Here is an 11,099-nt window from a genome sequence, read left to right on the forward strand (position 1 = left end):
AATAATTGCACACTTTTGGATCAGCGATCGGCTTTTCGCTGACGGCTGACGGCTGACGGCTACAGACCATGCTGTTATTTCTGTACAACTCCTTCGTTAAGGTTGGCTTCAGCAATTGACTTAGATGTAAAGCTTTTGTATGGATTGGGGTATGCGAGTTCTCGCAGGCAGACGTGCGGCTAGGAATTTGCTAGGTTTGCAAGCGACGATATAGCATCTGTCCGCTAGAGCTTCATTCCGTACGCGTCACTCGTCTGTCATTACTTGCTCATCAAACACCTTATTTAGTCCTCGTAGAACATCCTCTAAGAAGATAGCAGTCATGGTTCAACCTCAAGAAAATCACCAAACCACCTCCCTGGCATTGCCGCTTGCCAGCGCACAAAAAACACTTGCAGCTACAGAACTACGACCTTGGGGTTCGTTTACCATTCTGGAAGAAGGTCGAGGCTACAAAATCAAACGCATTGAGGTTAAATCTGGTCACCGCCTAAGCTTACAAATGCACCACCACCGTAGCGAGCACTGGATTGTAGTATCTGGAACGGCAAAAGTCGTTTGCGGCGATCGAGAACACATTCTCAGCAGCAATCAGTCCACCTATGTGCCTCAATGCACTACCCATCGGTTAGAGAATCCCGGTGTAATTCCACTCGTGCTCATCGAAGTGCAAAATGGAGAATATCTAGGCGAAGATGATATTGTTCGCTTTCAGGATGATTACGCACGCTCCAAATAGACCCTGGTGGCTGTAATCAGCGCACGACGATCGCGTCGTGCGCTCAGTGTTTTCAGAACGCTATTCTGAGCCATTCGTCTCAGCAATATCGCCTCAACTTGCTGTAAGGTAAGCTCAGAATAGTTTTTCAGAATCTTTAAGATGATACGTCTCAGCCATGCTGCTACCAGCGAAGTCTTACGCTTGAGAGCAAAGCGGAGCGATCCCCAACTTTTATTTCGCCTCAGCGCTCAACCAACTGGCTGCTTAGAGCTTTCTTACACCATGACGTTTGATGCAGTCATACACCCAGGCGATCGCCTCTTCGACTGCAACGGTATACAAACCGTCATCGATGCCCAGAGTCTTCCAGCAATTGACGGTCTCTCACTAGACTACTCAGAAGACCTAATGGGAGGCGGTTTTCGGTTTCATAACCCTAATGCTATGCAAAGCTGCGGTTGTGGCAATTCCTTCTCCCTCGGCAACTCAACGGTGTGAGCTAGTTGCCCTTGGCTGAGTTCAGTCGAGTACAAGTTCAGTCGAGTACAACAGAGCAGTCTCATGCTTGCAACAGTGTCCTGAAAATTGTGTTGACGTGAACTGGGTATTGTCAGTATGATTAGAGTTTGTAAAAAGTTAGTTCACGGAACCGCACACGTCTCATACCATGCCCACTATTCAGCAACTCATTCGCACTGAGCGTCAGAAAACGCAGAAGAAAACCAAATCCCCCGCTTTGAAGAGTTGCCCTCAGCGTCGTGGTGTCTGCACGCGAGTCTATACAACAACACCGAAGAAGCCCAACTCAGCGCTCCGTAAGGTGGCTAGGGTTCGCTTAACGTCTGGTTATGAGGTTACCGCTTACATTCCAGGTATCGGGCATAACCTGCAGGAGCATTCCGTTGTAATGATTCGGGGCGGTCGTGTAAAAGACCTTCCGGGGGTACGTTATCACATTATTCGAGGCACCCTAGACACCGCTGGAGTCAAAGATCGTAAGCAAGGTCGCTCCAAATACGGTGCTAAGCGTCCTAAAAAAGCCAGTTAGGTCTCTAGTACTACAGTGCTAAGTTGCCACTACTCTGTGGCACAGTAGCTCCCTTAGCTCTTTTTGCCATTCGACCTAGCTGTCTGGCTGGCAGCATCGCTGTTAAGCAGTGGTCCACTCTAATCTGATTGATTGTTTCGCTGGTCTGTGCAACTGAATTTGTTACTGATTGCTACCGACCAAATTCAGCGCTGATTCTTCACGTTTTACTTTTTCAAGGTCTATCTTTTTCAAGGTCTATTATGTCTCGTCGTACCGCTATTCAAAAACGCTCCGTTCCTCCCGATCCTGTCCACAATTCTCGGTTGGTTAGTATGATGGTTCGACGCATCATGCATCATGGAAAGAAGTCAGTCGCTTCTCATATCATCTATGATGCCTTTGAGGCGATCGCACAGCGTACCGGCTCTGATCCAATCGAAGTTTTTGAGCGGGCGGTGAAGAACGCGACCCCGTTGGTAGAAGTAAAAGCGCGACGTGTTGGCGGCGCAACGTATCAGGTGCCTATGGAGGTTCGCTCTGAACGAGGTACAGCCCTGGCGCTGCGTTGGCTGATTCAGTATTCGCGCCAGCGTCCTGGTCGCACGATGGCAAGCAAGCTCGCCAATGAGTTAATGGACGCAGCGAATGAGACGGGGAGCGCCATCCGTAAACGTGAAGAAACGCATCGGATGGCTGAAGCAAACAAAGCATTCGCTCACTACCGCTATTAACTCCATGGTGTGGGTATCACTCCCCTTAACCCAGCCTGGAAAGTATAAAATTTTAATAGACGCAGTAATGCAGTAAGAGCTGCGGTAGAGACCAAGGAGGTAGTTGTGCCACGTACCATCCCAATTGAACGAGTGCGAAATATTGGGATCGCAGCCCACATTGATGCTGGCAAAACCACAACCACTGAGCGAATTTTGTTTTACTCTGGTGTGGTTCACAAGATCGGCGAAGTTCACGAAGGGACTGCCACTACTGACTGGATGGCTCAAGAGCGTGAGCGCGGTATTACGATTACCGCTGCTGCGATCAGCACAAGCTGGAAAGACCACCAAATTAATATCATCGATACGCCTGGTCACGTCGATTTCACGATCGAAGTTGAGCGTTCGATGCGAGTTTTGGATGGCGTGATCGCCGTTTTTTGCTCGGTTGGTGGCGTACAGCCACAATCGGAAACCGTCTGGCGGCAGGCTGACCGCTATAAAGTACCCCGGATCGTCTTTGTCAATAAGATGGATCGAACCGGAGCGAACTTCTACAAGGTCTACGCGCAAATTCGCGATCGGCTGCGGGCGAACGCTGTACCGATTCAGTTACCGATCGGCAGTGAAAGTGCCTTGAGAGGCATTGTTGACCTGGTGCGAATGCGTGCCTTTATCTACAACAATGACTTGGGGACGGACATTGAAGAGGTAGCGATCCCTGAAGATGTTCAAGCTTTGGCTGCCGAATATCGTCTTAAATTAGTTGAATCTGTTGCAGAAACGGATGATGCCTTAACCGCAAAATACCTGGATGGTGAAGAGCTGACTGAGGCTGAAATTAAAGCAGCCTTACGAAACGGTACGATTGCTGGCACGATCGTGCCCATGCTCTGTGGCTCTGCCTTCAAAAACAAAGGCATTCAACTCATGCTGGATGCTGTCATTGACTATTTGCCTGCGCCGACCGACGTGCCTCCGATTCAGGGTCTCCTACCCGCTGGCGGTACGGTTGAGCGGCACGCTGACGATTCGGAGCCAATGGCTGCCCTGGCGTTCAAGATCATGGCTGATCCCTACGGTCGTCTGACATTCATTCGGGTCTATTCCGGCGTTTTGAAAAAAGGCAGCTATGTTCTGAACTCGACTAAGGACAAGAAGGAACGCGTGTCTCGTCTGATTATTTTGAAAGCGGACGATCGCATCGAAGTCGATGAAATGAGAGCTGGTGACTTAGGGGCTGTTTTAGGACTTAAGGATACTTTTACAGGCGACACAATCTGCGATGATGATGCTCCTGTGATTTTAGAATCGCTCTTTATCCCGGAGCCAGTCATTTCAGTTGCGGTAGAGCCTAAGACAAAGCAAGATATGGAGAAGCTGTCGAAAGCGCTTCAATCTTTGTCTGAAGAAGACCCTACGTTCAGAGTGAATGTTGATCCCGAAACAAATCAAACGGTCATCGCGGGTATGGGTGAACTGCACCTGGAAATCCTGGTCGATCGCATGCTGCGCGAGTTCAAAGTTGAAGCTAACGTTGGTGCCCCTCAGGTCGCTTATCGGGAAACTGTCCGCAAAGCTGTTAAGGCAGAAGGAAAGTTTGTTCGTCAAAGTGGCGGCAAAGGTCAATACGGTCATGTTGTTATTGAGTTGGAGCCAACTGAATCAGGTAGCGGTCTTGAGTTTGTCTCGAAAATTGTTGGCGGGTCGGTGCCCAAAGAGTACATCGGTCCAGCCGAACAAGGCATGAAGGAAGCCTGTGAGTCGGGCATCTTAGCTGGTTATCCAGTGATTGATCTTAAAGCAACGCTGGTTGATGGCTCCTATCACGATGTTGATTCTTCTGAAATGGCATTCAAGATTGCTGGCTCAATGGCAATCAAGAGCGCCGTAATGAAAGCTTCACCTGTTCTACTAGAGCCTATGATGAAGGTTGAGGTTGAGGTTCCCGAAGACTTCCTTGGTCCTGTCATGGGTAATTTAATCTCGCGTAGAGGTCAAATTGAAGCACAGGGAGTTGAGCAGGGGCTTGCCAAAGTAACCACAAAGGTTCCATTGGCAGAAATGTTTGGATATGCTACAGATATACGGTCAATGACGCAGGGTCGGGGCATATTCACGATGGAGTTCAGTCACTATGATGAGGTGCCTCGCAGTGTGGCTGAAACGATCATCGCTAAAAGTAAAGGGAACGCATAATCAGGAAGAGGAATAACTAAGTCATGGCACGTGCAAAGTTTGAACGGAATAAACCCCACGTTAACATCGGTACCATTGGTCACGTTGACCATGGCAAGACAACGCTAACGGCTGCAATCACGATGACCCTATCGGCACTAGGGCAGGCGGCGGCTAAAAAGTACGACGAAATTGATGCTGCACCAGAAGAGAAGGCACGGGGCATCACGATCAATACGGCTCACGTTGAGTACGAGACAGCCGATCGGCACTACGCTCACGTAGACTGCCCCGGGCATGCTGACTATGTGAAAAACATGATCACTGGGGCAGCACAGATGGATGGCGGTATCCTCGTTGTATCAGCCGCAGACGGTCCAATGCCTCAAACCCGTGAGCACATTCTTCTAGCAAAGCAGGTCGGTGTGCCTCAGCTAGTTGTCTTCCTCAATAAGAAAGACATGGTCGATGACGATGAGCTTCTGGAGTTGGTTGAGTTGGAAGTGCGTGAACTGCTAAGTTCGTATGACTTCCCTGGCGACGATATTCCGATCGTGGCTGGTTCGGCGTTGCAAGCGTTAGAAGCGATGACCGCCAACCCAAAGACCAAGCGCGGTGACAACGAATGGGTTGACAAAATCTACGAACTGATGGACAACGTAGACTCGTACATCCCTACGCCAGAGCGTGACATTGACAAGCCGTTTTTGATGGCAGTAGAGGATGTTTTTTCGATCACTGGTCGGGGAACTGTTGCAACTGGTCGCATTGAACGGGGCGAAGTCAAGGTGGGCGACACGGTTGAGCTAATTGGCATTCGTGATACTCGTTCGACGACCGTAACGGGTATCGAAATGTTCAAGAAGAGCCTTGATAAAGGCATGGCTGGCGACAATGCGGGCGTACTGCTGCGGGGTCTGCAAAAAGATGACATTGAGCGCGGTATGGTCATTGCCAAACCAAAGTCGATTACGCCTCACACAAAATTTGAGTCTGAAGTATACATTCTGAAGAAGGAAGAAGGGGGTCGTCACACGCCATTCTTTCCTGGCTACCGCCCTCAATTTTATGTGCGAACCACTGACGTGACTGGCACGATCAGCGACTTCACTACCGACGAAGGCGGCGAAGCCGAAATGGTGATGCCTGGCGATCGCATCAAGATGACGGTTGAACTCATCAACCCGATCGCCATTGAGCAAGGAATGCGCTTTGCGATTCGTGAAGGCGGACGTACGGTCGGTGCTGGAGTGGTTGCTAAAATCCTCAAGTAGTTGCGTTATGAGCGGTCAGCTATCAGCAGTCAGCGTTGGCTTTGACTGCTGATAGCTTCTGCTTCTAGGTGATCAGGCAAAAGATTTAGTCCACATCCGTTTCAAACAGAAAAAGCTGATAGCTGACCGCTGACTGCTGACTGCTATCCGTTAAACAGAACCTTGACAATTTAGAGTGATTCCAATGGCAACTATTCAGCAACAAAAGATTCGTATCCGACTGAAAGCGTTTGATCGCCGTTTGCTTGACACATCTTGTGAAAAGATTGTGGATACTGCAAACCGTACGAATGCTACTGCGATCGGTCCGATTCCGCTTCCTACGAGACGTCGAATCTATTGTGTGCTTCGTTCTCCCCACGTCGATAAAGACTCCCGTGAGCATTTTGAAACGCGCACCCATCAGCGCATCATTGACATTTACCAACCTTCTTCAAAGACGATCGATGCTTTGATGAAACTGGATTTACCCGCTGGTGTTGATATTGAGGTCAAACTCTAGAAGCTTCAGAGGGCAGGCAAGAACTGCCCTTTGAGGGAATAGAAGTGGTCTTGTGAGATTACGATGTATTTACACAGCTAGCTTTATTAGACTGATACGTTCTATACTTCCACGCTGTCAAAACCTGTCCCAGGCAGCCATCCTTCAGTCTAGATGCGGTACAGTAAAGGTAGAAGTACTGTCTCTTACCTGATAACTAATGGCATCTTCTTCATCGATCGCGGTTCGAGAATTACCTCTTTTTCCTTTGCCTGAAGTGGTCTTATTTCCGGGGCGACCCCTTCCACTTCATATTTTTGAGTTTCGCTATCGGATCATGATGAATACGATCCTGGAAGGCGATCGCCGCTTTGGCGTTGTGATGTGGGATCAGTTACAGGGTAAGCCTGCTGCGATCGGCTGCTGCGCTGAGATCATTGAGTTTCAGCGATTGCCCGATGATCGTATGAAAGTCTTGACGCTGGGGCAGCAACGCTTCAGAGTCCTAGAATATGTCCGTGAGAAGCCTTATCGGGTTGGGTTAGTCGAGTGGATTGAGGATACCCCCCCCGAAAGCGATTTAAATTCCTTGGCAACCAACGTGTCGGAACTTTTACAGGATGTTGTTCGCCTTTCAGCAAAGCTGACTGGTCAAGAGATAGAACTGCCCGACACGATGCCAGAGCATCCGATCGAATTATCTTACTGGATCGCCAGCAACCTGTATGGCGTTGCGGATGAGCAGCAAGCACTTTTGGAGATGCAGGACACTGCCGCTCGATTAGGGCGCGAGGCGGAGATTTTAACCTCGACTCGGAACCATCTTGCAGCGCGAACGGTGTTGAAAGACACGCTGAAATAACATTATTGCTAGCCACCTTTCGCTTTCGGTAAGCGATTACTTGTGCAGTATCTGGTGCTACATAAAGTAAAAAGGGTTACCAGTTGGTGTCCTCGCGTACTTTTAGGTGAAACTGCTTAATCAGAACTTTAACTACTTGAGGTTAGGGCATAAAGTTTCCACTAACTAGGGGTTAGTCATTAGTCATAACCGAGAATCTACGGTTATGGTTGGGTGCATGAGACGAAATTCTCTTGGTTACTACTCCCAGTTAAGGTTTTCTTATGCAGAATGTACTCGTTCGTCCTCAAACTACTGCGGTTATTCAACCTCTTGGTTCTCTTCACTCTGAAAACATAACTACCTTTCAACATCAGCTAAACACAGCTATTTTGTCCGAAGAGCATTCAAGTGTGTTAGTTGATATGTCTCAGGTGGAGTCGATCGACAGTGATGGCTTGATGGCTTTGGTTGCTGCATTAAGCATGTCACAGCGCCTGAATCAGCGGTTTAGCCTCTGCTCCATTTCGCATTCTGTCCGAATCATTTTTGAGTTGACGCAACTCGATCGCGCCTTCGAGATTTTGAATGAGCGTCAGGCGCTTAGTGAAGCGATTGCTTGAGTAGCGTGTAAGTTTGAGATTCTTCTTAATCTTTGGACGGTGATAAAGCTGACAGGAATAAGCACCTTTAATTGTACCTGCTGGCTTTATGGGTTAAGCGCTTAACTCATGCAGGCGTTAGTCTACGCAACATTGGTATACTAAGCGGTACCAGAGTTCGATTGACGCTTTAAACGTAAGAGGAAAGTCTGCTGTGACGGTTGCTGTTGAAGCATTGCTAACCCCAGAAATTCTGAAACCTGCTCGGTATCTGGGTAACGAGTTGGGTTCAGTTCACAAACCCTGGGATGCAGCAGCAATCCATTGGGTACTCACGTATCCAGAGGTCTATGAGGTGGGTGCGTCCAACCTGGGACACATCATCCTTTACAACATCTTGAATACTCAGCCTCGGCAGTTGTGCGATCGAGCCTACCTGCCTGCTCCTGACCTGGCAACGAAACTGCGGTCAACGCAAACACCGCTGTTTGCAGTGGAATCACGTCGGTCTTTAATTGACTTTGACATTCTGGGCTTCAGCCTTAGCTATGAGTTAGGTGCAACCAATATCCTTGAAATGCTGACCTTGGCTGGCATACCCCTGACCTGGCGTGAGCGGCAGCATGCAGGCAACCTAGCCTATCCATTGATCTTTGCTGGGGGGCAAACGGCGACTTCCAACCCAGAGCCTTACGCTGACTTCTTTGATTTCATTGCCTTGGGGGATGGTGAGGAACTGTTACCAGAAATTGGGCTCATTCTAGAAGAAGGAAAAGCTGCTGGCTTGAGTCGAGAAGCAGTTTTGTTGGATTTGGCTCAGGTGCCAGGTGTTTATGTACCCCGTTTTTATAACATGGCTCCTGATGGGTCGGTGCAGCCCAATCGTCCGGATGTGCCTGCTCGTCTCTTGAGACGGGTTGCTGACCCGATGCCAGCGTATTCCGTCGGTCTGGTGCCGTATGTGGAAACGGTGCACGATCGCTTAACTGTGGAAATTCGGCGTGGCTGTACGCGCGGCTGCCGCTTTTGCCAACCAGGGATGCTGACACGCCCAGCACGCGATGTGGAGCCAGCGGTTGTAGTAGACGCGATCGAGCAAGGGATGCGAGCGACGGGTTACAACGAGTTCTCGCTACTGTCGCTCAGTTGCTCAGACTACCTGGCGTTGCCTGCTGTGGGCATGGAGATTAAAAATCGACTCAAAGATGAAAATATCTCGCTGTTGTTGCCGAGTCAACGGGTCGATCGCTTTGACGAAAACATTGCGAACATTCTAGGCGGTACGCGCCAATCTGGACTAACCTTCGCGCCCGAAGCGGGTACTCAACGCCTGCGGGATATTATCAATAAAGGCTTAACCAACGAAGAACTCCTGCGGGGGGTTAAAACTGCCTGGGAGCAAGGTTGGGATAAAGTCAAGCTTTATTTTATGATTGGTCTCCCAGGTGAGACGGATGTCGATGTTGTAGGTATTGCCGAAACGGTGCGTTGGCTCCAGCAAGCGTGCAGCGCTAGAGGTAGAAAGCGGCTCCAGTTCAACATCACCATTTCTAATTTCACGCCGAAGCCTCACACCCCCTTTCAATGGCATTCGGTCTCGACGGCAGAATTTGCCCGGAAGCAACGGTTGCTCAAAGAGGAGTTTTATCGCATTCGAGGTTTAAAGGTCAATTTCACGGATGTGCGTCTCTCGGCGATGGAAGATTTTGTAGGCAGGGGCGATCGACGACTGTCCTCAGTCATTCAACGCGCCTGGGAACTGGGAGCTGGGATGGATGCCTGGTGGGAAAGTTTGGAACGCGCTCATGCTGCCTGGGCACAGGCGATCGCAGAATCAGGATTGGACTGGAAATATCGCCAGGTTGAGAACGGTGAGTGGAATGTGTTTGAGGAAAAGGCTAAAGGCTTAGGAATAAAGGATGAAAAGGACGTTGAGCTATCCCTAAGCTCCTCTCCTTCCCTTGACGCTCCTCTTCCCTGGGATCATCTGGATACAGGCATTGATAAACAGTGGCTCAAAGAAGACCTACAGCGAGCGTTGCAGGCGGCTACCGTGCCAGATTGCTCGTTTGATGGCTGCTCTCATTGTGGGGTTTGCGGCACGGACTTTGGGCATAACGTAGTCGTGCCACCACTAGAAATACCAGCGTTTGCTGGGCACTTTGTACCCAATCAGCAGCGAGTCCAACGATTGCGGGTCTGGTTGGGCAAGCAGGGCGAAATGGCTTTGGTGAGTCATCTTGACTTAATTCGTCTCTTTGACCGTGCTGTGCGTCGGGCAGGTCTACCGATCGCCTTTACAGGTGGCTTTCACCCTGGACCTCGCATTATTCCTGCCAGTGCGCTGCCGCTTGGTGTCACGAGCTCCGGTGAGATCGTCGATTTTGAACTCACTGAAGTCATGGAGGTCGCAACCTTTCGATCGCAGCTAGAAGCGCAGCTTCCGGCTGCAATGCCGATCTATCACGTCGAAACGGTTGCGGTCAGTGCGCCTGCGGCTACGCAGCTACTAGAGAACGCAGAGTATGTCATCACCGTTGGCGTAGCTCAGCTAGACGAAACGACCACGTCTATGCAGTTTCCGGCTTTGTGCGCATGGCAGCAGTGGGTGGATGCCATTCAAGCCAGCGACACGCTCTGGTTTGAGCACACGACCAAAGCCGGTAAAACGCAAACTGTGAATCTGCGCGATCGCCTGGTTCGCTTAACAGTAGAGGCAGCGGTGAATGATGCAGCGATCGCGCTTCGCTACACGGGCAGTTGCCGCAACGATGGGACGTTACTCCGTCCCGATCACGTTGTTTTCATGCTGGAACAGGTCTCCAACCGTGAATTGCAGCTCTTGCAAGTGCATCGCGATCGGTTGCTTTTGGCAACGATCGAGTCTTAATGCTTTGAACTTTAAGCCAAGGCTCCTAGTCGTTTAGAGTTAGACAACACAGGTATTGTGACGATCAGTTCCTAGCGGCAACTTCTTAGAAGCCGTTGGGGGTTAAGGCTGACTTGAGTTTTAGCATTACAAGCTTTTCCCTGCATATCCACATCTTTTCTCTGTAATGCTCCAGTTATCGATTCTTGAATTTTAGTGGCAGAGAAATCTGTACACGCTATAATGCAACTCAACAGAGGCTACTGCGGGTTGAAGACTCTTAGGGGTACCGCTAAGTGAACCAGCGCTTGGCGCTGGATGTAGCTTTCTTTGCCAGACTTCCATTTCATTTTTACAGAGTCTGCTACCGTCTCTTGTAGATCGGCGGCA

At 49.8% G+C, this 11,099-nt stretch carries 10 protein-coding genes; all 10 read left to right on the top strand.

What is annotated here, in order from left to right; translation table 11 throughout:
• The first annotated feature begins 322 nt into the window (after positions 1-322).
• The 10 genes from AC5JO6_RS25035 (at position 323) to AC5JO6_RS25080 (ending at position 10,730) form a co-directional block, all read left to right on the top strand.
• Entirely contained in the window at positions 323-739 is a 417-nt protein-coding gene (locus AC5JO6_RS25035; RefSeq protein WP_496083764.1) for a phosphomannose isomerase type II C-terminal cupin domain, read from the top strand.
• Between the two features lie 141 nt (positions 740-880).
• Entirely contained in the window at positions 881-1,219 is a 339-nt protein-coding gene (locus AC5JO6_RS25040; protein ID WP_496083765.1) for a HesB/IscA family protein, read from the top strand.
• Positions 1,220-1,388: 169 nt separating this feature from the next.
• Positions 1,389-1,769 carry a 30S ribosomal protein S12 gene (gene rpsL, locus AC5JO6_RS25045; protein ID WP_496083766.1) on the top strand — a complete coding sequence of 127 codons (381 nt, stop codon included), beginning with the start codon at positions 1,389-1,391 and terminating at the stop codon, positions 1,767-1,769.
• A gap of 242 nt (positions 1,770-2,011) precedes the next feature.
• Complete coding sequence (gene rpsG / locus AC5JO6_RS25050; protein WP_496083767.1) at positions 2,012-2,482, top strand: 30S ribosomal protein S7; 471 nt, start codon at positions 2,012-2,014, stop codon at positions 2,480-2,482.
• A 105-nt stretch (positions 2,483-2,587) separates the two neighbouring features.
• On the top strand, positions 2,588-4,663 hold the full coding sequence (gene fusA / locus AC5JO6_RS25055; RefSeq protein ID WP_496083768.1) for an elongation factor G: 2,076 nt from the start codon (positions 2,588-2,590) through the stop codon (positions 4,661-4,663).
• Positions 4,664-4,686: 23 nt separating this feature from the next.
• Positions 4,687-5,916, top strand: coding sequence for an elongation factor Tu (tuf, locus tag AC5JO6_RS25060; protein WP_496083769.1), 1,230 nt, complete (start codon positions 4,687-4,689; stop codon positions 5,914-5,916).
• Positions 5,917-6,100: 184 nt separating this feature from the next.
• Positions 6,101-6,418 (top strand): 30S ribosomal protein S10, encoded by a 318-nt coding sequence (rpsJ, locus tag AC5JO6_RS25065; protein ID WP_008179644.1) that lies wholly within the window; start codon positions 6,101-6,103, stop codon positions 6,416-6,418.
• 199 nt (positions 6,419-6,617) lie between these two features.
• Complete coding sequence (locus AC5JO6_RS25070) at positions 6,618-7,259, top strand: LON peptidase substrate-binding domain-containing protein (RefSeq protein ID WP_496083770.1); 642 nt, start codon at positions 6,618-6,620, stop codon at positions 7,257-7,259.
• Between the two features lie 263 nt (positions 7,260-7,522).
• Positions 7,523-7,861 carry an STAS domain-containing protein gene (locus AC5JO6_RS25075; RefSeq protein ID WP_496083771.1) on the top strand — a complete coding sequence of 113 codons (339 nt, stop codon included), beginning with the start codon at positions 7,523-7,525 and terminating at the stop codon, positions 7,859-7,861.
• A gap of 193 nt (positions 7,862-8,054) precedes the next feature.
• Positions 8,055-10,730 carry a TIGR03960 family B12-binding radical SAM protein gene (locus AC5JO6_RS25080; RefSeq protein ID WP_496083772.1) on the top strand — a complete coding sequence of 892 codons (2,676 nt, stop codon included), beginning with the start codon at positions 8,055-8,057 and terminating at the stop codon, positions 10,728-10,730.
• The last annotated feature ends 369 nt before the right edge of the window (positions 10,731-11,099 follow it).

The sequence above is a fragment of the Tildeniella sp. genome, from assembly GCF_059505325.1.

Coding starts and splice junctions, on each gene's coding strand:
- AC5JO6_RS25040 (WP_496083765.1), top strand. CDS start 881: ATGATACGTCTCAGCCATGCTGCTACCAGCGAAGTCTTACGCTTGAGA.
- AC5JO6_RS25070 (WP_496083770.1), top strand. CDS start 6,618: ATGGCATCTTCTTCATCGATCGCGGTTCGAGAATTACCTCTTTTTCCT.
- rpsJ (WP_008179644.1), top strand. CDS start 6,101: ATGGCAACTATTCAGCAACAAAAGATTCGTATCCGACTGAAAGCGTTT.
- rpsL (WP_496083766.1), top strand. CDS start 1,389: ATGCCCACTATTCAGCAACTCATTCGCACTGAGCGTCAGAAAACGCAG.
- AC5JO6_RS25075 (WP_496083771.1), top strand. CDS start 7,523: ATGCAGAATGTACTCGTTCGTCCTCAAACTACTGCGGTTATTCAACCT.
- tuf (WP_496083769.1), top strand. CDS start 4,687: ATGGCACGTGCAAAGTTTGAACGGAATAAACCCCACGTTAACATCGGT.
- AC5JO6_RS25035 (WP_496083764.1), top strand. CDS start 323: ATGGTTCAACCTCAAGAAAATCACCAAACCACCTCCCTGGCATTGCCG.
- rpsG (WP_496083767.1), top strand. CDS start 2,012: ATGTCTCGTCGTACCGCTATTCAAAAACGCTCCGTTCCTCCCGATCCT.